We start from the raw sequence: 24,494 nt of genomic DNA, 5'->3' as shown, positions 1-24,494 counted from the left end.
CAGGGGCTCTTCGGATTCAAACCCCGACGGGCGGACTCGGCCACAGGAGGCGCGGGGGTGCGCGCCGGTCGACGTTCCCCGGTCGGCGCTCTCCGGTCGGCGTACCTCAGCCGGCGTTCCTCAGGGGGTGCGCCAGTCCGCGGCCAGGGCGGCCGCCGGGTTGGCGACCAGCAGCCGGTCGCACAGCTCGGGTCCGAAGGCGCGGGCCAGTCGCGGGACGAGGTCGGTGAGCAGCCGGGCGGGGCCGCCGACCTCGCGGGCCGTCCGGGTGGTGGTGTCGGCGCCGAGCAGCAGTCGGTCGGCGTGGCCCGCCTCGACCAGGTCGGCGATCACCTCGAAGGCCTGGAGGTCCGCGGGATGGCCGATCCGGGAGGGGCTGTCCAGGGCGAGGAACACGCCCTCGGCGGCGAGGCTGCGGTGCAGCGACCGGTCGGTGAAGCGGGTGAGGTGGCCGAGGACGATCCGGTCGGGGCTGACGCCGTGCCGCCCGTGGAGCCGGTCCAGGACGCCGTGCGCGTCGCCGTCGGGTTCGAGGTGGACGGCGATCGGGGCGCCGGTGACGTGGTGGGCCTCGGCCGCGGCGGCCATCGTGCGGCGGGTGTGCCCGGTCAGCGGGCCCGCGTCGTCGGCGATCTTGATCAGGCCCGGCCGGACGCCCTCGGGGGCGCCGGGGAGCCCGGTGCTGAGCTCGGTGACGAAGCGCGCGGCGAGGTCGGCGTACGGGGCGCGGGCCGGTGCGGCTTCAGCGGAGGAGCCGTCGGGGGCCCCGGCGACGGCGGGGGCGGCGGCGGAGAAGTGACCCGGGGCGTAGTGGGCCTTCTGGTGCGCGCCGGTGGCGGCGACGATGTGGACGCCGGTCGCGCGGGACAGCGCGGCGAGGGCGTCCGCGCCGCGGCCCATGCCCCACGGGGTCCACTGGACGAGGGTGCGGCCACCGGCGGCGGCGTAGGCGCGCAGCACCTCCTCGGCGGCGGCCGGGTCGTCCAGCTCCTGACCGGGGAGGAGGAGGCTGCGGATGAAGAGGTGGTCGTGGGAGTCGGTGACGCCCAGCTCGGCGGGAGCGAGGTCGCCGAGGACGGTGCGTACGGTGCGGGTGCCGGCGGCGGCGCTCATGCCCGGGCCTCCTTCGGGGCGTCGTCCGCTGCGGGGGTCCCGGTTGCCGGGGATTCGGTCGACGGGGTTCCGGCCGACGCGGATTCGGTCGACGGGGCGTCCGCGGCGGCGAAGGTGGCGGTGGCGGCCCGGAGGCCGGCCAGGGTCTTGGGGACGCCGACGTACGGGGCCAGGTGGACGATCACCTCGATGATCTCCTCACGGCTCATCCCGATCCGCAGGCTGTTGCGCACGTGGTCGCCGAGCTGGGGCTCGACGCCGCCGAGGGCGGTGAGCGCGGCCAGGTTGGCGATCTGGCGGTCGCGCAGGGCGAGCCCGGGGCGCTGGTAGGTGCCGCCGAACAGGCTGGTGACGATCCAGTCGGCGAAGCCGGGGGCGAGCGAGTCCAGGCCGCCGAGGGTCGCCGCGGCGGCCGGGCCGGCGAGTTCGGCGAGCAGGGCGTAGCCGGCCTCGCGGTCGAGCGGGGCGCGGGTGAGGTCGGCGGGGACCAGGGACGGAGTCGCGGGCGGGGTCGCGGGCTGGGCCGCGGGCGGGGCCGTCGGGGGGATCACGGCGGGGGTTGCGGAGGGGATCACGGCGGACATCGCGGCGGGGAAACCTTTCACCAGTGGCGGCCGGCGGGCAGCCGGTCGAGTTCGGGGCGGGACAGGTGCAGCACTTGGTAGCGGGTGCCGGGCGCGTCCTCCGGCGCCGGACCGTGCCAGAGGGCGAGACTGAGCAGCTCCCAGCGGCTCGGGTCGACGGCGACGGCGGCGGTGTGCAGGGCGGGGTGCGCGGGCAGGGCTGGGCGAGTGGGGAGGCCGGGGCGCGCGAGGAGACCGGGGAATCCGGGGAGTTCGGCGAGGGCACGTTCGACGGCCTCGGCGGGGTCGGCGGTCTCCGGGAGCGGGACGGTCGTGCGGGTCGCGGTCGTCGGGGCGTCGGTGCGGGCGCCCTCGACCAGGCCCGCGCCGAGCCAGTGGCGGACGACCGGGCGGCCGAAGTCGGCGCTCAGGCCGCGGAAGCCAGGGCCCCAGAGGAAGCCGTTCATGCCTTCGGCGGTGCGCCAGAGGTAGAACGGCGCGTACTGGTTGACCGGCGAGCCGTCCCGGCCGCGCTCGCGGACCAGGTACGCCTTGAGGCCGAGGCCGGGGTGGTCGTCCATCAGGTGGCCCTTGTCGGCCACCCGCCGGCGGATGACGGCCATGTCGTAGTCGGCGGGGAGGGTGATCTCGTACTGCATCGCGTGCACGGCGGGGCTCCCGGGGGTCGGGGCGTCGGCGGTCTTCCTCGGTCGCGCTTCCTCACCCGGGCTTCCGCGCTCGGGCTTCGTCGCTCAGGGCCGACGGTGGTGAACGGGCGCGGTGAACAGGCGCGGCGGGTTGCCCCTCGTCAGGCCCGGCGGTGGACGGCGAGCAGGCCGAGGGCACCGCGGACGGCCTGCTCGAAGGGGGCGGCGCTGACCGCGGCGCGGGCCAGGACGTAGCCGCCCTGGACGACGGCCACCACGGCGGCCGCGGTGTCCGCCGGGTCGAGGTCGGCGGCGAACTCACCGTCCGTCTGGCCCTCGGCGACCAGTTCGGCGATCCGGCCGCGCAGCCAGTCGAAGGTCTCCTCGACCGGGGCGCGCAGCTGCGGGTCGGCGACCACGTCCGGGTCCTGGGCCATCCGGCCGATCCGGCAGCCGCGCAGCACCTCGCGGTCGCGGCGCAGGTAGGCGGCGATCCGGTCGTACGCGGTGCCGGGCGCCGCCAGGTCGGCCTCGGCCATGCCCCGCAGCTGCTCGGCGCTGCGGCGCAGGGCGGCGGCGGCGAGGCCGGGCTTGCCGTCGAAGTGGTGGTACATGCTGCCCTGGCCGACGCCGGAGCGCTGCTGGATGGCCTTCGGGCTGGTGCCGACGTAGCCACGCTCCCAGAGGAGGGCCTGGGTGCTCTCGATGAGGCGGTCCTGGGTGGTCATGGGACCACTGTACATACCAGTAGGTACAGAGGGAAGGGGTTGCGCCGGACCGGGGGCGAGGTCGGCAGATCGGGTCCGCGGATCAGGCCGGCGGATCAGGGGCGACGGGCCGGGGCGGGGCGGGGGGTGCGGCGGGGACCCGGCAATGCGGACTCGGCGGTGCGGACTCGGCGGCTGGTCGCCGGAAAGACCGAGGGCCGTGCGCCGCCCCCCGGCGGCCACGGCCCCTCGACCGTTCGTCATCCCCCGTGCCGCCGACGCCCATTCGGCCTCAGCCGGTGGCGCACGTCACGTTACGCACGGTGGCGGGCGTCACGCCGCGTACAGGGCGCGCGGCGCATTGCGCGGGCGGGCGCTCAGGGCAGTTCGCGCCGGACCACCGGTGCCACCTCGGCCGCGAACAACTCCAGTTGCTCCCGCTGCGCATCCTCGGTCAGTGCGTCCACGCCGATGCCGACCACCTCGTTGCCGAAGGCCTCGTGGTAGCGGTGGATCTTCTCGATCACCTGCTGCGGGCTGCCGACCAGGGCTGAACCCTGCTCCAGCGCGTCCTCCAGCGAGCGGAACGGCGAGTTGTTGTGCTTGCCAGCCGCCGAGTTGACCATCGCGTCCCAGTACGGGCGGAAACCCTCCACGGCGTCCTGCGAACGCTTGGCGACGTACAGTCCGCCGAAGCCAGCGCCCACCCGGGCCTCCTTCGGGTCACGGCCGTAGTGCTCCCAGCGCTCGCGGTAGTGCTCCACCAGGGCACGGTACTTGGCCAGCGGATGGAAGGAGTTGGCGGAGAACAGCGGATCGCCGTAGCGGGCGGCGAGGTCGGTCGAGCTGGTGCTGGTCGCACTGCCGTGCCAGACCGGGATCGGGTCCTGGAGCGGGCGCGGCGAGACGGTGGCCTCCGTGAGCGGCGGGCGGGTCGTGCCCTGCCACGTCACCTCCTCCTCCCGCCAAAGCCGGTGCAGCAGACCGTAGTTCTCGGCGAGCGCCGCCCACTGGCGCTCCTCGGGGAGGCCGAACAGGCCGAAGTGGCGCGGGTCGTTGCCCTTGCCGATGATCAACTCGATCCGCCCGCCGGAGAGTTGGTCGAGCATCGCGTAGTCCTCGGCGACCCGGACCGGGTCCAGGATGCTGAGCACCGTCACCGTGGTGAACAGCCGGATGGTGGTGGTGCGGGCGGCGATCGCGCTCAGCAGCACGGGCGGCGCCGGGGAGAGGAACGGTTCGCCGTGCCGCTCCCCCACCCCGTAGCCGTCGTAGCCGAGTTGTTCGGCGAGGACGGCCTGGTCGATCACGTTCCACAGCTTCTGCTGCGGGGTGCGGTGGATGCCGGTGACGGGGTCGGGGGCATTGGCGACGAGGGACGAGACGGTGAACCGCACGGCGGTCTCCTTGGGCGCTCGATGATCGGACGACGGGAGGCGCTGGGCCGCCCGGAGCGCTGCGGGTGCGGGACACCCGGTACGGGGCTGACGCGCCGAACTCGCGGTGCGGGATTCGCGGTGCGGGATTCGCGGTGCGGAGTTCGTGGCGCGGGGGTCGTGGTACCGGAGACGCGGGTACGGCGGCGCTGCGCTCGGGCGGGCAGCACCGGGGGGACGGACCGGGGCGGGCGTGGCGGCTCGGAGGCGGCGTCAGCGCACGGTGCTGCGGCGGTGACGGCGACAACAGCGGGGCGGGGCGGTCACGACGGCCTCAGCGGCCTCGGAGGTCACGGCGGCGGCCACCGCGGTCACAGTTCGGACTGCCATCGTGCTCCCCCTCCGCCTCGTCAGCGCGGGCCGCACCCGGCCCCTCGCCGTCCCACCTGGTCCTCCGCGAGGATAAGCAGCCATGGGAGGCAGGGCAAGGGCTTGATCGGGCGGGGCCGGCTGGCAAGATGTCCGCCATGAGCTACCTCGCCGCGGATGACCGCTATGCCTCGATGACCTACCGGAAGGCCGGCCGCAGTGGCGTGCAGCTGCCCGCCGTCTCGCTGGGGCTCTGGCACAACTTCGGTGACGCCCAGCCGCTGGAGGTGCAGCGGGCGGTGCTGCGCCGGGCCTTCGACCGGGGCGTCACCCACTTCGACCTGGCGAACAACTACGGCCCGCCGTACGGCAGCGCGGAGCGCAACTTCGGCTACCTGTTCGCGCAGGACTTCCGGCCGTACCGCGACGAGATGTTCATCGCGACCAAGGCCGGCTGGGACATGTGGCCCGGCCCGTACGGGAACGGCGGCAGCCGCAAGTACCTGCTGGCCAGCCTGGACCAGTCGCTGGGGCGGATGGGGCTGGACTACGTCGACGTCTTCTACTCCCACCGCTACGACCCGGACACCCCGATCGAGGAGACGATGGGGGCACTGGACAGCGCGGTGCGCTCGGGCAAGGCGTTGTACGCGGCGATCTCCAACTACCCGGCGGAGCAGCACCGGGAGGCGGTGGCGATCCTGCGCGAGCTGGGGACGCCGGTGCTGATGAACCAGTCGGCGTACTCGATCCTCAACCGGAACGTGGAGGAGGGCGGCGTACTGGAGGCGGTGGGCGACACCCAGACCAGCCTGATCGCCTACTCGCCGCTCGCCCAGGGACTGCTGACGGACCGCTACCTCTCCGGACAGGTGCCGGCCGGTTCGCGGATGTCGGTCGGGAAGTTCCTCACCGAGGAGGTGCTGACCGGGCCGAAGCTGGAGCAGCTGCGGGCGCTGAACAAGGTCGCCGAGGAGCGCGGGCAGACCCTGGCGCAGCTGGCACTGTGCTGGGTGCTGCGGGACCCGCGAGTGGTCTCGGTGATCATCGGGGCGAGCAGCGTGGCCCAGTTGGACCAGAACCTCGAGGCTCTGGCCGGTGGCCCGCTGACGGAGGAGCAGCTCGCGGAGATCGACCGGCTGAGTGTGTGAGGGGAGCGGGTGACGAATGACGGATAACAGCTGACAGATTTCGAAATCTGTCAGCTGTTATCCGTTATCTGTTACTTGTTATCTGTTCGTCAACATCTGTCAGCCGCCAGTCGCCAACCGTCAGCGCTCAGCGGCGGATGCCCAGCGCGGGCAGGACCGTCTCCGCGACCCGGTGGGCCTCCTCCAGCAGCGGGTTCCCGGAGAGGATGAAGGTGTCGACGCCCAACGCCTCGAACTCCTGCAGCCGTTCGACCACCTGGGCGGTCGAGCCGACCACCGCCGTCCCCGGACCGGGCCGGAACAGGCTCATGCCCGGCCAGAGGTTGGGATAGGCCTCCAGCTCCCGGGCGCTCGCCGGGACCTTGCCGCCGTGCTGGCGGAACTGGCGCTGCCAGCCCACACCGTCCTCCCCCACGGCCGAGCCCAGCTGCCGGGCGTAGGTCGCCTCACTGGTCACGTCCAGCAACCGGTCGGCGGCGGCCCAGGCCTCCGCCTCCGTGTCCCGGACGATCAGGTGCAGCCGCAGCCCGATCCGCAGGCTCCTCCCGTACGCGGCGGCGCGGTCGCGGACCAGGTCCAGCTTCTCCTTGAGCAGGTGCGGCGGCTCGCCCCAGGTCAGGTAGACGTCCACGTGTTGGGCGGCCATCTCGATGCCGGCCGGCGAGCTGCCGCCGAACCAGAGCGGAACGCCGCCGGGTTGCACCGGGGTGAGCTCGCGCAGGCTCGCGCCCGCGTTCTTCAATCGGTAGAACTCGCCCTCGTGGTCGAATACTTCACCGGCCGTGAGGCGCTTGACGATCGACCAGTACTCGGCGCTGAGCCGGTAGCGGTCGTCGTGCTCGACGTCCAGGCCGTACTCGCGCAGCTGCGCGGTGGAACCGTTGACCACGTTGAAGCGCAGCCGTCCGCCGTGCAGGTGGTCGAAGCTGAGCGCCATCTTGGCCAGCAGGGTGGGCGAGACCAGCCCGGGGTGGACGGCCAGCAGCGGCTTGAAGGCCGGCCCGGTGGCGGCGGCGAGCGCGCTGCCGAGCGTCCAGACGTCGTGCAGGTCGGTGGCGAGCAGTGCGCCGGTGTAGCCCAAACGCTCGACGCTGCCCGCCAGTTGCTGGAGGTACCGCAGGTCCACCGGGCGGCGGCCGGACGGCTCCCAGGGGTAGTGGCCCTCGCGCGGGATGATGTACCAGAGGACTTCGGAGGCCATGGCTCAGCTGTCCTTTCCGAGCGCGGCGGCCACCGGGGCCTCCAGGGCGGACAGGTGGGCGTCCGCGACGGTCACCACGCGGTCGATGAAGCCGACCCGGTGGAAGATGTCCGCCGCCTCCTGCTGCTCGGCCACGAACTCCGCGGTGGCGGGCTCGAGTTGCCAGGGAAGCGCGGCGAGCGCGGTGCGCCAGTCGGCGCTCATGCCGCCCAGCTCCCCGGCCGCGATCGCGGCGGCCTCGGCCGGGTGGGCGGCCACCCAGGCGTCCGCCCGCCGCAGTGCGGTGGCGATCGCGGCGACCACCTCGGGGCGTCCGGTGGCGAAGTCCCGGCGGGTGAAGAAGACCGAGCGGTCGGTGATGACGTCCCCGGTGCGGATCAGCTCGCGGAACTCCCCGCTGCGACAGGCCGCGGCGAGTTCGGCGCCCTGGGCGATCCAGCCCGCGATCTCGCCCTCGCGCAGCCGCCGCGCCTGGTCCTCCCCCGCCGCCGGACGCGCCGGGGTGACGTCCTCACCGTACGAAAGCCCCTGTGCGTCCAGGGCCTTGGCGAGCAGATGGGTCTGCCAGGAGCCGACGCCGAGGACGACGGTGCCACCCTTGAGGTCGGTGACCGTACGGACCGGTCCGGCGTCCAGGACCAACAGGGCGCCATGGTCGGGGCGGGGCGCGGATACCACCGCGTACACCAGGTCGTGGCCTGCCGCCTGGGCGGTGATCGGCGGGGTGGAGCCGGTGCCGCCGAAGTCGATGGTGCCGTCGGCGAGCAGCTCTCCGGTGCGGGTGCCGTCGGTGTAGTGGTGGAACGCGCCGCTCTCGCCGAGCGGCGCCAACTCCTCCTCCAGGTAGGGCAGTCGGGCGAGATAGTAGAGCGAGGGGTTGCTGGCGTGGACGCCGAGGGTGACGGTCATTGGGTCAACTCCGGTGGTGCGTACGGGATCTTGCGAGTGATGTGCGGGGCCCTGCGGGGCTGCGCGGGGTTACGTGGCGCCGTTCAGTGGACGCCGAGGTCGGCGAGCAGTCGGTGGCGCAGTTCGGCGAAGGCCGGGTCGGCGGGGTCGCGCGGGCGATCGACGCCGACGACCTCGTCCCGGACCAGCAGGCCGTCGCGCAGCACGGCGACGCGGTCGGCGAGCCGCACCGCCTCGTCCACGTCATGGGTGACCAGCAGCACGGCCGGGCGGTGGCGGCGGACCAGGTCGCCGACCAGGTCCTGCATCCGCAATCGGGTCAGGGCGTCCAGGGCGGCGAACGGTTCGTCCAGGAGGAGGAGTTGGGGCTCGCGGACGAGCGCCCTGGCGAGCGCGACGCGCTGCGCCTCGCCGCCGGAGAGGGTGGCCGGCCAGGCCTCGGCATGCCGCTCCAGGCCCACTTCGGCGAGCGCCTTCAGTCCGGTCTCCCGGGTCGCCGCGCCGCGCGGCAGGCCGACCGTGACATTGGCCAACACTCGCTTGGACGGGACGAGTCGGGGCTCCTGGAAGACCACCGTACGGACCGGCGGCACGAGCACGGTGCCCCCGTCGGCCTGGTCCAGCGCCCCGAGGATGCGCAGCAGGGTCGTCTTGCCGGTGCCGCTGGCGCCGAGCAGGGCGACGAACTCGCCCCGGGCGATGGAGAGGTCGACGCCGTCGAGGACGGCCCGGGTACCGAACACCCGGCGCAGACCGCGCAGATGGACGGCGGGGGTCGCCGCTTCGGAGGCCTCGGCGCCGACGGGGACGGCGGCCGCGGTGGCGTTCACGGTGGGGGCCAGGGTGGTGGGGACCGGGGTGGTGGGGACCGGGGTGGTGGAGACGGTCATCGGGCGACTCCTCGGACGGCCGGGCGCCAGGGCATCAGCAGTCGTTCCAGGATCCGGACGATGCCGTCGGCGGCGAGGCCGAGCAGCCCGTAGATCAGGATGCAGACGGCGAGGACGTCCGTGCGCGAGTAGTTCTGCGCCTGGGCCATCAAGTATCCGATGCCTTCGGTGGAGTTGATCTCCTCGGCGGCGATCAGGGCGATCACGCTGAGCGTCATGGAGAGCCGCAACCCGGAGAGCAGCGAGGGCAGCGCCCCGGGCAGGACGACCGTCCGTACGATCGCCCAGCGGCCCAGGCCGAAGCTGCGCATCGCCTCGACCAGCTTGCGGTCGGTGTTGCGGACCCCGCCGGAGGCCGAGACGTACATCGGGAAGCTGGTCGCCACTCCGATCAGGGCGACCTTGGCCGTCTCGGTGATGCCAAACCAGACCATGAAGAGCGGGACGAGCGCCAGGAACGGTACGGTGCGGAGGACTTGGATCGCGGAGTCGAGCAACTCCTCGCCGAGCCGGGTGAACCCGGTGACCACACCGAGCACCAGGCCCGTGGTGGCGCCGAGGAGCAGTCCGAGCCCGGCCCGGGTGAGCGAGACGGTGAGGGCGTCGTCCAGCTGGCCGTTGCCCCACAACTCACCGACCGCTTCGGCGACCTGGGCAGGCGAGGCAAGCACGTCCTGGGTGAGGGCGCCGGTGGCGGAGGCGAGCGCCCAGGCGCCGAGCAGGGCCAGCGGACCGAGCGTGCGCAGCAGCACGGCGAGCAGGCGGGGGCGGGGCCGCCGAAGCTGGGCGCGCGGGGTCACCAGGCCTGCGGCCAGGGCGGCCCGGGTCTCCTCGGGGGCCTGTTCCGTTGCGAGGGAGGTCACTTGGCGCCGCCCCCGAACGCGTCGATGTCGATCAGGTACGGCTTGACGTCGACCAGCTGCTTGGTGACCTTCTGGTCGGCGAAGAACCGGGCGACGGTGCCGAAGCGCGCTGTGTCGGCCTCCGAGATGCCGCCGGCCGTGGCCGCCTGCCGACTGACGTTCACCGCGACGTCCTTCTCGGCCGGGGTGACGGCGGTCGGGCCGGAGTCGGTGAAGACGTTGAGGTAGGCGGCCGGATCGGCCTTCTCCTTCGCACCGCTGTCGCGCAGGTAGGCGTAGAAGGCCTTGACCACCTCGGGGTGCTTGTCGGCGAAGCCGTTGCGCACCGCCCAGACCGCGTAGTTGTCGGAGCCGATCGCCCTGCCGTCGACCAGGAAGTGCGCGCCCGCGTTGGCGATCGTGGGTGTGGAGAAGGTGTTCCAGGTGGCCCAGGCGTCCACCTGACCGGAGTTGAAGACCCCGGAGGTCTGGTCGGCGCGCAGGTAGACCCGCTGGACCTGTTCGGCCGGGACGCCGTTCTTCTCCAGTGCCTTGAGCAGGAGGTACTCGCTGGTGCCGCCCTGGGAGACGGCGACCTTCTTGCCGACCAGGTCCTGCACGGTCTTGATGGGAGAGTCGTTCTTGACCAGGATCCCCTCGCCGACGCCGTCGGGGGCGGTCTGGGCGAACAGCTTGAAGCCGGGCTTCTGGGCGAGCGCGGCGACGGCCGAGGTGATCGAGCCCTGGGCGACATCGAGTTGGTCGGCGGAGAGGGCCTGCGCGGCGGGGGCGAAGGGGCCGGCGCTACCGGTCCAGGCGACCTTGGCGTGGACGGCCGACAGGGCCTGGTCCAGCGAGCCGTCCTTCTTTCCGCGGGCGAGGAACCCGTTGTTCCCCGGGTCGGGCAGGCGAAGCACGATGTCGGCCTTGCCACCGGCCCCGCCGGCGGCGGAGGTGCTGCCTCCGTCGGCGGACGAGCCGCAGGCGGCCAGGGCGGTGGAGGCGAGCAGCGCGGTGGCGGCGAGGGCGAGGCGGGCGGTGTTCACGGGGTCTCCAAAACGGGTGACAGATGACAACTGACAACTTTCGAAAGTTGTTCGCTGAAATCTGTTTGCTGAAATCTGTTCGTTGAAAGTTGTTCGCCGGGCGCCGGGCGCCGGGACCGGCGGCCTGCCGTGCGGGACAGCCGGACGAACGACGGGAGGAACGACCGGTTGGTCAGCCGGTCACGCCCGTCCGCCCCTCACCGCCGCCCCTCACCGCCGCCGCTCGCGCAGCAGCTCCCGGGCGGCGCGGAGCGGCTCCGGGTCGGCCCACGCGTGGACGTCCACCGGCGCGGCGAGGAAGCCCTGCCCAGCGAGGAAACGTTCCTGCTGGGCGAGCAGCTCCAGACGCTCCTCCGACAGGTCCAGCTGCAGGGTCCGATGACTGCCCGCCGCATAGGCCCCCGCGACACCCTCGGCACCCGCTCCGGTCTCGGCCCGGAGGATCCGGGCCACCTCCTCCGGACGCCCAGCGGCCCAGTCGGCGGCCTCCAGCAGGACCGCCAGGAAGCGGGCCACCAGCTCCGGATGCTCGTCGAGCAGCCGCTGATGGACGGTGACCGGCCGGGGCGTCCCGTTGTTGACCCGCACCCGGCGGTCCGGCGCGTCGTCCAGCTCCACCGCCACCTCCGCGCCGAACCGGCGGGCCGCCTCGACGGCCAACGCCCCCTTCACGTACACCGCGTCCACCACCCCGTCCCGCAATGCGGACAGTTCGGCGGACCACTGCCCGCCCCCCGGGATGGCCGGAACGTCGACCAGCTCGGCGTCGTCCAGCCCGAGACCGGCGAGCGCCAGGGCACCCCGGAAGCCGGCCAGGGCCATAGCCCGCCAGAAGTCGATGCCGATCCCATGATGTGGAATCGCCAGCCTCAGCCCGCGCAGCTGCCCGGGCTCACAGACGCCGCTCCCGGCCCGGACGAGGACGACCTGGCGCTCCTCGATCCAGGTCAGCCCGATCAGCCGGGTCGCCTCACCCCGCGAACGGGCCCACAGCGCGGGGACGTTGCCGCCCTCACGGAAGAGCCCGGTGAGCGCGTGGGTGTAGTGGTGGTCGGCGGCCACCTCCGGCGGGGCGTCCTGGAGCGAGCGGACGGCGATCCCGTCGGCGGCGAACTCGCGGGCGAGCCAGCCCTGGTCGGCGGCGATCCCGGTCGCGGTGGGCACCGGGCAGCGGGTGAACCAGAGGGTGTCGGGGACTGCGGGGGAACTCGGCGAACGACTGGGCACGAGACGGGGTCCTCTTCGGGGGCTCCGACGGTGGTCGGAGGCATCGGGGATCGAGTACGCCGGCATCCCACGACGGGATGCGGCGCTCGGGGCGCTGGACTCAGGTCACGGAGCGCGAAGAAACAGTGAGCAAGTGAGCGGGAAGGCAGGGAAGTTGCGCAGCCTCAGCGACAACAGAGACGAGGAGGGAGACACCGGTGGGACGGCACGGCGCTGCTCCTTCCTGTTCCGGCGCACGGGGATCCACGCGTCGCAGCGCACGAGCGCGCCGCGAGTGGCGTGGCGGGATGGCGCGCCGCCCGTACCGAGGAGCCGGGCGGCGCGATGCGAGGAGCGTTCCACGGCGGCCGAGCCGGAAGCAAGCCTTTGCCACATGGTGGGATCAGCTGTTCATCAACGCCATTCCATTGCAACGTCGTTGACACATGGCCGCAGCACTGGCTGCCCTACGCTGAGACTCCCTCCGGCGGTCCGCCCGGAGTCACGAACCGAACGCGAGGTGTCATGCCCGAGGCCGCCACCGCCGTCCAGAGCCCCCCGGCCGGTGCGCAGGCCGTTCAGCGCGCACTCGGGCTGCTGCACTGCTTCCACGACAACGGCCCCGATCTCAGCGCCTCGGACCTGGCCCGCCGGATGGACCTCTCGGTCTCCACGGCGCACCGGCTGGCCCGCACGCTGGTCAGCGCCGGGTTCCTGGAACAGGACGAGCAGACGGCCCGCTACCGGCTCGGTCCGGCGGTCGCCGAGCTCGGCCAACTCACCTTCCACCAGCGCGGACTGCACCTGGCCGGGCCCGAGTTGGAGCTGCTGTCCCGGCGCACCGGGACGACCGCCGACCTGGCGATCCGCAGCGGCCAGCACGCGGTGATCCTGGTCGGCGGCTCGGTCCGCCCGGACACCGGTCTCGGCCTGCGCCGGCCGCTGCACTCCACGGCGCTCGGCAAGGTGCTGCTCGCCTGGCCGCGCGCGGGCGAGTCGGCGGTGTCCGCACTCGGCCCGCTGACCTCCTTCACCGACCGTACGATCACCGAACCGGCCCTCCTGGAGGAGGAGTTGGCGAGGGTGCGAGCCGCCGGTCACGCGCTCAACGACGGCGAGTCGGCCGCCGGGGTGCGGACGGTCGCGGTGCCCGTCCTGGACGCCGCGGGCCAGGCCAGGTTCGCGCTCGCGGTCCGCTCGACCCCGGCGCACCTCACCGACGACCGGCTGGACCGTTTCCTGGCCCATGCCCGGACCTGCGCCGACGCCCTCTCCGTCCTCCTGCTGCCGCCCGACCAACGGGCCTGACCGAAGCACCCGTACGGTCGGTGCGACGCCAAAGCGCCGCAGCGGGCCGCCCGTTCACTAGAGGAACGGACAACCCGCTGCGGTGAAGGCCGACTTGGCGTCGGCCCCTCGCTCCTACGGTCAGCCGGTCAGCCGGCCGACCAGTCGGCCGGTTGCTCAGCTGACCGGCGTGTACTTGTACCCGACCCGGCGCACCGTCACGATCGAGTCCCGGTAGGCGGGGCCGAGCTTGCGGCGCAGTCGGGCGACGTGCACGTCGACCGTGCGGCCGTCCCCGACGTGGCCGTAGCCCCAGACCGCCGAGACCAGGTGGTCCCGGGTGTGCACCCGCTGCGGGTGCTCGGTGAGGTGGGCCAGCAGCTCGAACTCCAGGTACGTGAGGTCGAGCAGCCGCCCGTCGACGTAGGCGTTGCGCCGCTCGGCGTCGACCGCGATGCCGCGCCCGGCGGGCCGGACCGGCCGGACGGCGGCCGGTGCGGCGCCCGGCAGTGCTCCCGGCACCGCACCGGGTGCGGCGTGCCCGGGCAGGCCGACCGGCGCGGCGGCCGGGTTCTCGGCCGGCACCAGCACCAGGTACCCGACCATCGGGTGGCCCGCGGCCGCGCCGGTCTGCGCGCTGTACTGGGCGAGCAGCCCCTGCGGCAGCACGCCCTGCGGCAGGGCGGCGACGACGGCAGCCCCCTCCGGCAGTGCGGCGAGCAGCGAGGCGGGCGCCGCCGGTGCGACCACACCGGACTGCGGGCCGATGACCGGGCCCACGCCCGGCCGGAGCGACCCGATCGACCCGACCGGGCCGTTCGCGCCGGCCCCCGGGGAAGTCGGCTGGACGAAGGGAACTCCGGAGACGGGCGGGATGCCGGCCGGAATGGTCGAGGGGACGGCGGAGACGGGAGGAACGGAGCGGACCGCGCGCAGGTGCGGGGTCGCGGTGGGCAGGGGCAGGGTGGCCGTGGAGGAGGAAGACATGGTGTGCCGCTCATTTCGCGCGTGACGGACGGGGTGGAGTCGTCTGCGCGTCGACCGGGCGTACTGCCGGGGCTGGACCGGGTGGACCGGGTTCAGCGGGCGGAGCGCCGGGACGCGCTGGGCGAGCCCGGACACGTCTGATCGAACAGGTACGGCTGCCGCGACGGCCAGAACGGTTCGAGGTCGAAACGACCCCGTCGCCCGTCCGTGGTGCGGTCGGCGCGGTCGGCACGGCCGTTCCACCGTCCGGTCCGCGGACCCGCGCACATCGCGGGAGCCGGCCCGGGCGGACGGGAACGGCCGGCGATGCCGGGGGGATTGCTGGGGCAGACGATGTTCACTGGTGGTCTCTCCGCGAGGCGGGGCCGGATCGGTCGGCCGCGGGCGCTCCTGACGGGCGGTCCGCTACGGCCTGGTCGACGGGGTCGGTGGTGCGTCGGACGGCGGCCGGGTGCGGGCCTGGGGTGCCGGGGACGTACCGGGGTGGGACGAGGCGGTCAGCGACAACAGGCGCTGCAGATCAGCGCGTGGTCGATGTAGCGGCGAACGGTGAGCACCGGCATGACGGGGCCGGGCACGGCGGTGATGCGTCGCTGGCCGACGGTCATCCCTGCTGCCCTCCCCCTTCGTCCTGCCTCGTCGCGCTCCGTTGCCCGCGCGGCCACGCACCCGTGGTTCGGTGCGCGCCGGGACGGCTTTCGTCCACAGAGCCTTCCACGCCGGAGCCTGTCTAGGCAACCTTCCGCACACCGCCTGTCCGGCATGTGGACCGCCGAATGAGACGTCGGGTGTACGAAGCGCCCCTGACCAGGAGCGATCCCACGGAGCCTCAGGTCCGGGCGGCGGCCCGGTGGCGGAGCGCGGCGGCGTGCTCGACCAGGGCCACGAGCAGCTCCCTGCCGTCCTCCCGCAGCCGGGCGTCGCACAGCACCACCGGGATCCCCGGGTCGAGGTCCAGCGCGTCCCGGACCTCCTCCGGGGCGAAGCGCTCGGTGCCGTCGAAGCAGTTGACCGCGACCAGGAACGGGATGCCGCGCTGCTCGAAGAAGTCCACCGAGGGGAAGCAGTCGGCCAGCCGCCGGGTGTCCGCGAGCACCACGGCGCCGAGCGCGCCGCGCGCCAACTCGTCCCAGACGAACCAGAAACGGTCCTGCCCGGGCGTCCCGAACAGGTAGAGCGCGAGGCCGGGCCGCAGGTCGATCCGGCCGAAGTCCATCGCGACCGTGGTGGTCCGCTTGGCCTCCACGCCCGAGGTGTCGTCCACCGGGCGGCCCAGTTCGCTGAGCTCCTCCTCGGTGCGCAGCGGCCGGATCTCGCTGACCGAGCCGACCAGGGTGGTCTTTCCCGCGCCGAACCCACCCGCCACCAGGATCTTCACCGCGACGGCCGGACCGCCGCGCCAGTGCGGGTCGTTGGCGCCCCCGCCCTGCCCCGCCGGATCGCTCGACGTCGGAGGACCGCTCGGAGCAGCGCTCGGCGGGGTGCCCTGCGGAGTGCTCGGCTGGGTGGGGTCAGAGCGCACGGAGTCCATTGATCACGTCTCGCAGCAGGCGCTCGTCCGGGAGCTCGGCGAGCGGAACGGGTCGGGTGACGCTGATCAGGTCGGCGTCGTAGAGGTCGCCGAGCAGGACGCGCACCACGCTGACCGGCAGGTCGGTGTAGGAGCCGAGCTCGGCGACGGACAGCGGCTCGTGGCGGCACCAGGCCAGCAGGGTCTGGTGCTCCGGGTCGAGGACGTGCGCGGGCACGGCCCCCGCGTCCGGGCCGGGCTCCTTGGCGGTGACCAGCGAGATCAGGTCGAACAGCCCCTCCTCGACCGGCCGGGTGCGGCCCCGGGTCATCGAGTAGAGCCGCACCACCGGCCCGGCCTCGTCGTCGAACCACCGGTCGTCGACCGGGGTACGCGGTCGGAACAGGTCGACCTCGGGTCCGTCCGGGGCGTCCTGCTCCGGTGCCGCGCCGTCCAACCCCGCGCCGTCCAACCCCGCGCCGTTTGACACGGCGCCGCCCGGCTCCGCGCCGTTCGACTCCGCGCCGTCCGGTGCCGTCTGGCCTTCCGATGCCGTCGAGCCGTCCGCCTTCGGATCCGCCATCGACCCGCTCAGCCCCTCGGCGCGGCGGTTTCGGTGCGCGGCTCGGCAGCCATGTGCTCGCCGACCCGCTTGACCAGCAGGGCCATCTCGTAGGCGATCTGGCCGATGTCCGCCTCGGCCTCGCTCAGCACGGCCAGACAACTGCCGTCGCCCGCGGCCGTGATGAACAGGAACGCCTCGTCCAGCTCCACCATGGTCTGCCGGACCCCGCCGACCTTGAAGTGTCCGCCGGCGCCCTTGGCCAGGCTGTGGAACCCGGCCGCGACGGCGGCGAGGTGCTCGGCGTCCTCACGCTCGAGGTCGCGCGAGGCACCGGTGGCCAGCCCGTCGCTGGAGAGGATCACCGCGTGTCGCAGGGCCGCGACCCGGCCCACCAGGTCGTCCAGGAGCCAGTTGAGGTCCCCGGACGGCTGCGTCGAAGTGGTCATGAATCAGTTCCTTCCGCTGGAGCGGGTGATGCGGGCACTGCGGATGCTGCGGGTCCTGCGTGTGTAGCGGGTGCTACTGGTCCTACGGGCCCTGCGGGTGTTGCGGGTCCTGCCGGTGCTACGGGTGCTGAGGGTTCCACTGGTGGTACGGCCGGGACGGCCGCAGGGTTCCGCCGCACCGGCTGGCCCGGCGGGATCCGGCGGGCGAGCGGCGCCCGGGCGGCGTCCCCGGGCGCGGGTGCGGGCAGCGCCGCGGGGGCGGGCGCCGGGGCGATCGCCCGCCGGGACGGGTCCGGCGGCTGCCAGAGCGGTACAGCGACGGGCCGGTCGCCCGGCTGGGCCGTACGGTCCGTACGGTCCGTACGGTCTGTCGGGACGGTCGCCCCGCGGCCGCGGGTGAAGCCGCGCTGGAACGAGGCGAAGGTGGCCCTGGCCTCCTCCGGCGAACGCTCCCGGACCTCCGCGGCCTCGCCGGCCTCCCGCGCCCCGGTGCCCTCCACCGCTGACTGCCCGGTCCACATCCCGGCCCCAGCCCCGACCCCGGACTCCCCGCGGAGCCGGTCCTTCGCCTGCTCCTTGAGCTGCGGCGCGAGGTTCGCCTGCCGGACCCGTCGGGGCAGCCCGCCCGGCGTCCGGGGCGCGGTGTCCGCCGGAACGGCGTCCACAGGAATGGCGTCTGCCGGACCGGCGTCCACGAGGGTGCCGTCCACCGCGGCGCCGGCCGCCCCGGCCGCTGCCGCGTCCGCCGCGTCCCGCCGGTGCCGTCCCGTCCCCGGCCCGCCCTCGACGTCCGGCCCCGGCGCGGGCACCAGCACCGGCCCGCTCTTGGTCCGCGCCGCCCGGCGCGGCAGCCCGTTGGCGGTGCGCCCCACCTCAGGCACGGACGGCCGCGGACCGCCGGTCCCCCGGTGCCGCCCGCCCGTACCCTCGGCAGGCGCCGAGCCGGCGGACGTGCCCGAGGACGTACCGGAGGACGTGCCCGAAGACAGACCCGAAGCCGTTGTCGAAGCAGTGCCCGTGAACCGGCCCGCGGCGCCGTCGGACGCGTTGTCGGGCACCGCGACCAGGTCGCGCCGCCCGGCCGAACGCCCGGCTGCCCGGCCCACCGGCCGTCGTCCTCCGCCGGCCCCGGCGGCCCCACCGGCCCCGGCGGCGGGCGGTTCGGGCAGCCCGTCCGGCGCCTCCGCCAGCAGTTCGCGCGGGATCAGCACCACCGCCGTCGTCCCCCCGTACGGGGACGGCCGCAGGTGGACCCGGATGCCGTGCCGCCGGGCGAGCCGGCTGACCACGAACAGCCCCAGCCGGTCGGTATCGGCGAGGTCGAACTCCTGCTCCACGGTGATGCGTTCGTTGATCTCGGCGAGCAGCTGTTCGCTCAGCCCGAGTCCGCGGTCGTCGATCTCCAGCGCGAAGCCGTGTGCCACCACCTCGCCCTGGACGGTGACTTGGGTGGTCGGCGGGGAGAACACCGCGGCGTTCTCGACCAGTTCGGCGAGGAGGTGGGTCACGTCGGCGACGGCGCTGCCCAGCAGGCCGGTGCCGGGGAAGGGCCGGACGATGACCCGGGCGTAGTCCTCGACCTCGCCGACCGCCGCGCGGACCACGTCCACCATCCGCACCGGCTTGCGCCAGGCGCGTCCGGGTGAACCCCCGGCCAGGATGATCAGGCCTTCGGCGTGCCGGCGCATGCGGGTGGTGAGGTGGTCGACCTTGAAGAGGTCCGCCAGCTCCGCCGGGTCCTCGGTGCGGCGCTCCATGGTGTCGAGCAGGGTGAGCTGGCGGTGCAGCAGCACCTGGCTGCGCCGGGCCAGGTTGACGAAGACCGCCGCGACGCCGCGGCGCAGCTCGGCCTGTTCGACGGCGGCCTCGACGGCGGCCCGCTGGACCGCGTTGATGGCCTGGCCGACCTGCCCGATCTCGGCCTGGCCGAAGCGCAGTTCGGGCGCTTCGACGGCGACGTCCACCGGCTCGCCGCGGCGCAGCCGCAGCATGACGGACGGCAGCCGGGTGCTGGCGAGTTCGTTGGCCGCGTTGCGCAGGTTGATCAGCTCGCGGGCCAGCCCGCGCCCGATCCGGAACGAGATCAGCACCGACAGCACGACGGCGACCAGGCCGATGGCGCCGGCGATGCCGCCGCGCCACAGCGCCGCGATCGCGGCGGAGCGTCCTCGGTCGTCCAGCCCGGCGGCGATCCGGGAGTTGATCGAGGAGAGGTCGCCGAGCGAGCGGTCGGCGGTCTCCCGCCAGTTGTCGCCGTTGAGCGCCTGGACCACCCGGTCGGGGCCGCCGGCGCCGACGAAGTCCGCCTCGGCGCGGGCCAGCGCTCCCCAGGCCTCGCCGCCGCGCAGCGCGATGTAGTCGGCCTGGTCGGCGGGTTCGAGCTCGGCGATGTAGACGGTGAACAGGGCCTGCTGGTTGTGCAGGGCGTCCAGCGCGGTCTGGTACTGCTCGGCGGTGGGCCGGGCCGCGCCGGTGCGCAGGCCCTCCATCGCCGCGTCCTCCTGCGTCAGGTACTCGCGGGCGCGTACCAGCTCGATCAGGATGGTCCCCTGGCGCGGGAGTTGGCCGCTCTGCCGGGCGACGTAGGCGGACCGGAAGCCGAACACCGGCCGGACCAGGTCGCTGTACTGGCCGAGTGCGAACTCCCAGTTGAGCGCCAGCCGGCCGACCTGGGCGCGGAGCGGGCCGAGTTGGTCGGCGGCGGCGATGATCTGCACCAGGCGGGCGCGCTGGGCGGCGGAGAGCCGGTCCCCGGCGCTGTCCTTCTTCTGCCGGAGCACGGCGAGGCTGCGGTCGGTGGCCGCCTTCGCGTGCTCGAAGCCGTCCCGGGCGACCGGCGAGTTCGGGTCGGCCAGGTGCTGGACCGCGGCGCGGCGCTCGTTCTGCAGATCGCTCGTGTACTGGTCCACCGCCGTCCCGTAGTCCTTGTACGTACGGCTGATCGCCAACTGACTCCAGGCATCCCCGGTGGCGGCGAGCGTCGCGTACGCCCACAGGGCGATGAGCGCGACGATGGGCACCAGGAGCAGCGCGATGATCTTCGCGCGGATCGAGCTGCTGCGCAGACGCATGGAGTCCTCGGTCGGGAAGTGCCAGGCGCGGACGGGGAGCGGTTCGGGGGGCTTTCGAGGTACTGGGGACAGGGGCGGGACGGCGGATCGGGCGGTATGCGGGGAGGCCCGGGAAGGGAGCAGCGGAAGGCTCCCGGTCACAGGTCTGCGAGACTCTACTACGCCCTGACCACACGTTCGAGGGTCGAACCATTCCGCTTCTCCACCTTGCCCCGGACACGTCAGAGCGCAGCCCTGATCCGCCCCGTCCCGAGCCGTCGGCAGGCACTGCGCCGGGCACTCCGGAGGCATTCCGCGGGCGCTCTCCGGAGGCGTTCCGCAGGCGCCTCGCGGAGGCACTCCACGGGCACCATCCGGAAGCGCCCCGCACGCGCCTTCCGGAGGCCTCCCGGACACCTCCGACCGGCTCCCGGCCGGCCCGGGGCGCCTCCCCGAATCCTCCTCAACTGCGACACCATTCGTGCGGAACGGTGCCGATCTCGTCGCGTCACCGTCACAACCCTGGGCAGTGACAGGCCGATCCGATAGTTTCGCTCCACCCCGCGCGACCGGGCGCCGCCACCCCGGCATCCGTGCGCCGGGGCCGGCGGACAGCGCCGCGAGACGCGAACTGGGGAGGACTGTGCGCGAGTTCACCACCCCCGCCCCGGCCGGGCCCGAGGCGACCGGAGGACTCGCCGACTCCTTGTACGACACCGCCGACCGCCTCCCCGACCTGGTGCAGCTCTCCCGGCGGACCCGCGACGGAGGCTGGCAGGACGTCACCGCACGGGAGTTCCGGGACGAGGTCCTCGCCCTCGCCAAGGGCCTGCTGACCCACGGCGTGCGCTACGGCGACCGGGTGGCGCTGATGTCCCGCACCCGTTACGAGTGGACGCTGTTCGACTACGCGCTCTGGTCGATCGGCGCGATCACCGTCCCGGTCTACCCCACCGCCGCGCCCGAGCAGGTCCGCTGGATCCTCGCCGAGACCCAGGCGGTGGCCTGCCTGGTCGAGGACGAGGACGCCGCGATGACCGTCGGCGCGGTCTGCGACGCCCTGCCCGACCTGGCCGGGATCTGGCAACTCGACCGCGACTGCGCCACCGCGATCGCCGAGGACGGCCGGGACGTCCCCGACGCCCTGGTGCACCGCCAACGGCTCGGCGTCACCGCCGGCAACATCGCCACCGTCGTCTACACCTCGGGCACCACCGGACGCCCCAAGGGCTGCCTGATCAGCCACGCCAACCTGGCCGCCGAGGCCGACTCGCTGCTCGCCGGCTGGGGCGAGGTGCTCCGCGACACCGGCGGTGGCGGCCAGCCCGCCACCCTGCTGTTCCTGCCGCTGGCGCACGTGTACGGACGGGCGGTGCAGATCGCGGCGATCCGCGGCGGCTTCCGGATCGGCCACATCCCCGAAGTCTCCACCGACGCCCTGCTGCCCGCCCTGGAGAGCTTCCGTCCGAGCTTCCTGCACGCCGTCCCGTACGTCTTCGAGAAGATCTTCCAACGGGCCCGGCGCGCCGCCGAGGAGGCCGGACGCGGCGAACTCTTCGAGCAGGCCCGGCAGGTGGCCGTCGACTGGGCGGCCGCCCGGGAGCAGAAGGCCTTCGGCCGCGGCCCCGGCCCCGGCGCGGCCCTGCGGCTGCGCCACCTCGCCTACGAACGGGCGGTCTACCCGAGGCTCCGCGCCGTGCTCGGCGGCCGGGTGCGCACCGTGATGTGCGGAGGCTCCACGCTGCGAAGGGAGTTGGGCCTCTTCTTCACCGGCGCCGGGCTCCAGCTCTACGAGGGCTACGGCCTCACCGAGACCAGCGCCGCGATCACCGCCAACCCGGCCGGTCGACAGAAGCTCGGCACCGTCGGGCAGCCGGTGCCGGGCGCCTCGGTGGCCATCGCCGACGACGGCGAGGTCTGGGTGCGCGGCGGCTCGGTCTTCGGCGGTTACCTCAACCACCCGCAGTGCACGGCGGAATCACTGGTCGAGGGCTGGTTCGGGACGGGCGACCTGGGCCGGCTGGACGAGGACGGCTACCTCACCATCACCGGCCGCAAGAAGGACCTGATCGTCACCAGCAGCGGCAAGAACCTCGCCCCGGCGGCACTGGAGGAGCGGGTCGAGGCGCACCCGCTGGTCTCCCAGTGCCTGGTGGTGGGCGACGACCGACCGTACGTGGCCGCGCTGATCACGCTCGACCCGGCCGCACTGGCGCACTGGTTGAAGAGCCACGGACGGGAACAGCTGGACGCCTGGGCGGTGCTCGCGGACGAGCAGCTGCACACCGAGATCCAGCGCGCGGTGGCGGCCGCGAACACGGCGGTCTCGCGGGCCGAGTCGATCCGTGCGTTCCGTCTGCTGCCGCGGGAGTTCAGCCTGGAGCAGGGGCTGCTGACGCCGTCGCTCAAACTGCGCCGGACGGCGATCGCGGAGTACTACTCGACGGACATCGAGGAGCTGTACCTCTCCTGACCTGCCGCGACGAGTGCGTGAACCACCGTTCTCCAGAAGCTTCCTGACTATCCGTCTTGCCCCGTTCAGAGATGGATTGTTCGACGTGCGGTTCACCTGCCGTTCCCTTGACGGGCTGATTGGTCCAGTCCATTGTTGCTCTTCGGTCCGAGTGCGGCGCACCAGCACCACCCGCTCCCGCCCCTCCGGGAGCGCCCTGGTTCCACGGTCCAGATCCGCGTTCACGCCCTCCCCACGGGCGTGCCCCCACCTGCTGGAGTCCTCACGTGTCGATGTCCACGCGCCTGTCCGCGCTGGCCGCTTCCGTCGCCCTGCTCACCGCGTTCACCGTCCCGGCGGCCTCCGCCTCCACGGGCACCTCCGGCGTCCCGACCGTCAACCTGGTCACCAACCCCGGGTTCGAACTGCCCTCCCCCAACCTCGCCGACTGGGGCAGCATCCCCGGCTGGAGCTGCACCGGCGGCCCGGCCGAGGCGGCCGTCACCACCACCGCCGCACACTCCGGCACCTCGGCGCTCACCGTCACCCCCGCGAACGACGACTCCACCGGCGAGTGCGCGCAGACCGTCGCCGTCCAGCCCGACACCACCTACACCGCCTCGGCCTGGGTACGCGGCACGTTCGTCCACCTGGGCGCCACCGGCACCGGCCGGGACGTCGCCCCCGCCTGGACCGAGACCACCTCCGGCGGCTGGCAGCAGCTGACCACCCGCTTCACCACCGGCCCGAACGCCCACAGCATCCGGCTGTACGTGCACGGCTGGTACCAGCAGGGCCCGTTCTCGGTGGACGACGTGCGGGTCGACGGCCCGGCACCCGCCCCGGCGGTGGCAGCCGGCTCGATCCCGACCACCGACAAGGTCGTGTTCTTCACCGTGGACGACGGCTGGCAGCGCACCCCCGAGGCGGAGCGCTTCATCGCCGACCACCACCTGCCGATCACGGCCTTCCCGCTGCCGATGCCGGCCGGCATGGACCCGGACTTCTTCAAGCGGGTCACCGCCGTACCCGGCTCCTCCGTGCAGGACCACAGCGTCTCGCACTCCGACCTGAGCAAGCTGCCGCTGGAGCAGCAGCAGGTCGAGATCTGCGACGCGCGCGACGCCCTGACCCGGCTGTTCGGCACCGCGCCCGTGGTGTTCCGCCCGCCGTCCTTCTCCTGGAACGCCGACACCCTGCAGGCCGCCGCGAACTGCGGCATCCGCACCGTGCTGACCGCCGACGCCGACTTCAGCTGGGGCGCCTCCAACATCTGGCACCCGGGGCTGCTCCAGCCGGGCGACGTGATCCTGATGCACTGGACCGACACCCTCGCCACCGACCTGCCGCGCGCCCTCGCCGCCGCCGACGCCGCCGGCCTCAAGCCGGCCGGGCTGGTCGACTACCTGCGCTGACCCGACAGCAGGCCCGGCAGCGAACAAATGACAGATGACAGCTAACAGATTTCAGATGATGAAATCTGTTAGCTGTCATCTGTTCGCGGTTATCCGTTCGCCGTTATCCGTCCGCACCGCGCTCAGCCCCCGAACACCTCGCCCGTCCAGCCGACCAGGCGAGCCTCGAAGTCGTCGGCCGACGTGATGTCCTGCGCCGGGAACGTTCCCACGCCCCCGTCGTCGTCCCGGTCCGCCCAGCCCGCGACCAGATAGTCCACGTCCGCCCACCCGCCGCAGAAGAGAACCACGTGCAGTTCGGCGCCGGTGCGCGGGTCCGAGAGCTGGAGCCCGACCGACGCCGGGATCTCGACCCGCGTCCGATCCGTCTCCAACGGCTGGGACCAGGGGGCGAGTTGGTCCCACCAGGTGAGCGGGGCAACCATCAAGCCGGCGTCGCGCCAGCGCGGGATCCGGGCGGTGATCCGAGCGGCCGCCCGGTCGAGGTCGACGACGTGCTCCACCGCTGGGTCCGCTCCCGTCCGTGCGCTTCATAGTGATCATGCTCGTTGACAGGACGCCCGCGCCCTGGCTCTAATGGGGCCGTGCAGCGCGGCGTCGGCCACAGAGTAGTGGGCCGGCCGACAGCCGAGCCAGCACCTTATGTGCAAAGGGACGATGCGCGATGAGTACCTTCTCCGCTGCCCTGATCTGACGCAGGCGGTCACCACGGTGTCCGCCCGTTGTCGCGCGATGCCGTGTGTGGCCGCGATTCCCCTCACT

General features: G+C 73.4%; 21 protein-coding genes. 4 read left to right on the top strand and 17 right to left on the bottom strand.

Annotated elements, in window-relative coordinates; all coding sequences use genetic code 11:
• Positions 1 to 120 precede the first annotated feature (120 nt).
• The 5 genes from ACFVXG_RS05435 to ACFVXG_RS05415 form a co-directional block, all read right to left on the bottom strand.
• Positions 121 to 1,113, bottom strand: a complete 993-nt coding sequence (locus tag ACFVXG_RS05435; RefSeq protein WP_387924550.1) for a phosphotriesterase — start codon at positions 1,111 to 1,113, stop codon at positions 121 to 123.
• On the bottom strand, positions 1,110 to 1,697 hold the full coding sequence (locus ACFVXG_RS05430; protein WP_387924549.1) for a carboxymuconolactone decarboxylase family protein: 588 nt from the start codon (positions 1,695 to 1,697) through the stop codon (positions 1,110 to 1,112). The genes ACFVXG_RS05435 and ACFVXG_RS05430 overlap by 4 nt, the downstream gene beginning before the upstream one ends.
• 17 nt (positions 1,698 to 1,714) lie before the next feature.
• Positions 1,715 to 2,344, bottom strand: coding sequence for a DUF4865 family protein (locus tag ACFVXG_RS05425; protein WP_387924547.1), 630 nt, complete (start codon positions 2,342 to 2,344; stop codon positions 1,715 to 1,717).
• Between the two features lie 140 nt (positions 2,345 to 2,484).
• Entirely contained in the window at positions 2,485 to 3,051 is a 567-nt protein-coding gene (locus tag ACFVXG_RS05420; RefSeq protein WP_387924546.1) for a TetR/AcrR family transcriptional regulator, read from the bottom strand.
• 356 nt (positions 3,052 to 3,407) lie between these two features.
• On the bottom strand, positions 3,408 to 4,427 hold the full coding sequence (locus ACFVXG_RS05415; RefSeq protein ID WP_387924545.1) for an LLM class flavin-dependent oxidoreductase: 1,020 nt from the start codon (positions 4,425 to 4,427) through the stop codon (positions 3,408 to 3,410).
• Between the two features lie 506 nt (positions 4,428 to 4,933).
• Between ACFVXG_RS05415 and ACFVXG_RS05410 the strand changes: the two genes are divergently transcribed.
• Positions 4,934 to 5,926 (top strand): aldo/keto reductase, encoded by a 993-nt coding sequence (locus ACFVXG_RS05410; RefSeq protein WP_387924543.1) that lies wholly within the window; start codon positions 4,934 to 4,936, stop codon positions 5,924 to 5,926.
• A gap of 127 nt (positions 5,927 to 6,053) precedes the next feature.
• Here ACFVXG_RS05410 and ACFVXG_RS05405 read toward each other — a convergent pair whose 3' ends face one another.
• From ACFVXG_RS05405 to ACFVXG_RS05380, 6 genes are all read right to left on the bottom strand, one after another.
• Positions 6,054 to 7,127, bottom strand: coding sequence for an LLM class flavin-dependent oxidoreductase (locus ACFVXG_RS05405; RefSeq protein WP_387924542.1), 1,074 nt, complete (start codon positions 7,125 to 7,127; stop codon positions 6,054 to 6,056).
• Between the two features lie 3 nt (positions 7,128 to 7,130).
• Positions 7,131 to 8,036 carry an ABC transporter substrate-binding protein gene (locus tag ACFVXG_RS05400; protein ID WP_387924540.1) on the bottom strand — a complete coding sequence of 302 codons (906 nt, stop codon included), beginning with the start codon at positions 8,034 to 8,036 and terminating at the stop codon, positions 7,131 to 7,133.
• An 83-nt stretch (positions 8,037 to 8,119) separates the two neighbouring features.
• The gene (locus ACFVXG_RS05395; protein ID WP_387924538.1) at positions 8,120 to 8,926 is read right to left on the bottom strand and encodes an ABC transporter ATP-binding protein; all 807 of its coding nucleotides are present in this window, start codon (positions 8,924 to 8,926) and stop codon (positions 8,120 to 8,122) included.
• Complete coding sequence (locus ACFVXG_RS05390; protein WP_387924536.1) at positions 8,923 to 9,789, bottom strand: ABC transporter permease; 867 nt, start codon at positions 9,787 to 9,789, stop codon at positions 8,923 to 8,925. Before ACFVXG_RS05390 ends, ACFVXG_RS05395 begins: the two co-directional genes overlap by 4 nt.
• Positions 9,786 to 10,814 (bottom strand): NrtA/SsuA/CpmA family ABC transporter substrate-binding protein, encoded by a 1,029-nt coding sequence (locus tag ACFVXG_RS05385; RefSeq protein ID WP_387924534.1) that lies wholly within the window; start codon positions 10,812 to 10,814, stop codon positions 9,786 to 9,788. The genes ACFVXG_RS05390 and ACFVXG_RS05385 overlap by 4 nt, the downstream gene beginning before the upstream one ends.
• A gap of 210 nt (positions 10,815 to 11,024) precedes the next feature.
• Complete coding sequence (locus tag ACFVXG_RS05380; RefSeq protein WP_387924532.1) at positions 11,025 to 12,041, bottom strand: ABC transporter substrate-binding protein; 1,017 nt, start codon at positions 12,039 to 12,041, stop codon at positions 11,025 to 11,027.
• Positions 12,042 to 12,545: 504 nt separating this feature from the next.
• Here ACFVXG_RS05380 and ACFVXG_RS05375 point away from each other — a divergent pair.
• A complete protein-coding gene (locus ACFVXG_RS05375; protein ID WP_387924530.1) occupies positions 12,546 to 13,328 on the top strand; it encodes an IclR family transcriptional regulator in 783 nt (260 codons plus the stop codon).
• A gap of 156 nt (positions 13,329 to 13,484) precedes the next feature.
• Here the strand turns inward: ACFVXG_RS05375 and ACFVXG_RS05370 are convergent, their stop codons facing one another.
• From ACFVXG_RS05370 to ACFVXG_RS05350, 5 genes are all read right to left on the bottom strand, one after another.
• On the bottom strand, positions 13,485 to 14,087 hold the full coding sequence (locus ACFVXG_RS05370; RefSeq protein ID WP_387924884.1) for a winged helix-turn-helix domain-containing protein: 603 nt from the start codon (positions 14,085 to 14,087) through the stop codon (positions 13,485 to 13,487).
• 1,036 nt (positions 14,088 to 15,123) lie between these two features.
• Positions 15,124 to 15,672, bottom strand: coding sequence for an ATP/GTP-binding protein (locus ACFVXG_RS05365; protein ID WP_387924882.1), 549 nt, complete (start codon positions 15,670 to 15,672; stop codon positions 15,124 to 15,126).
• A 133-nt stretch (positions 15,673 to 15,805) separates the two neighbouring features.
• Positions 15,806 to 16,261, bottom strand: a complete 456-nt coding sequence (locus ACFVXG_RS05360; RefSeq protein WP_387924880.1) for a DUF742 domain-containing protein — start codon at positions 16,259 to 16,261, stop codon at positions 15,806 to 15,808.
• Positions 16,262 to 16,395: 134 nt separating this feature from the next.
• Positions 16,396 to 16,815: a roadblock/LC7 domain-containing protein gene (locus ACFVXG_RS05355; protein WP_350504225.1), complete on the bottom strand. Its 420-nt coding sequence runs from the start codon at positions 16,813 to 16,815 to the stop codon at positions 16,396 to 16,398.
• The gene (locus ACFVXG_RS05350) at positions 16,812 to 19,886 is read right to left on the bottom strand and encodes a nitrate- and nitrite sensing domain-containing protein (protein WP_387924528.1); all 3,075 of its coding nucleotides are present in this window, start codon (positions 19,884 to 19,886) and stop codon (positions 16,812 to 16,814) included. The genes ACFVXG_RS05355 and ACFVXG_RS05350 overlap by 4 nt, the downstream gene beginning before the upstream one ends.
• 622 nt (positions 19,887 to 20,508) lie before the next feature.
• Between ACFVXG_RS05350 and ACFVXG_RS05345 the strand changes: the two genes are divergently transcribed.
• Both ACFVXG_RS05345 and ACFVXG_RS05340 read left to right on the top strand, forming a co-directional pair.
• Positions 20,509 to 22,338, top strand: a complete 1,830-nt coding sequence (locus ACFVXG_RS05345; protein ID WP_387924527.1) for an AMP-dependent synthetase/ligase — start codon at positions 20,509 to 20,511, stop codon at positions 22,336 to 22,338.
• Between the two features lie 272 nt (positions 22,339 to 22,610).
• Complete coding sequence (locus ACFVXG_RS05340) at positions 22,611 to 23,732, top strand: polysaccharide deacetylase family protein (RefSeq protein ID WP_387924878.1); 1,122 nt, start codon at positions 22,611 to 22,613, stop codon at positions 23,730 to 23,732.
• A 122-nt stretch (positions 23,733 to 23,854) separates the two neighbouring features.
• Here the strand turns inward: ACFVXG_RS05340 and ACFVXG_RS05335 are convergent, their stop codons facing one another.
• Positions 23,855 to 24,235 carry a hypothetical protein gene (locus tag ACFVXG_RS05335; RefSeq protein ID WP_387924525.1) on the bottom strand — a complete coding sequence of 127 codons (381 nt, stop codon included), beginning with the start codon at positions 24,233 to 24,235 and terminating at the stop codon, positions 23,855 to 23,857.
• Positions 24,236 to 24,494: the final 259 nt, after the last annotated feature.

The organism is Kitasatospora sp. NPDC058162, assembly GCF_042884005.1.
In the GTDB taxonomy this organism is placed as follows: Bacteria; Actinomycetota; Actinomycetes; order Streptomycetales; family Streptomycetaceae; genus Kitasatospora.
The sequence above is the reverse complement of the archived record's forward strand: the minus strand, read 5'-3'. Positions and strand labels throughout refer to the sequence as shown.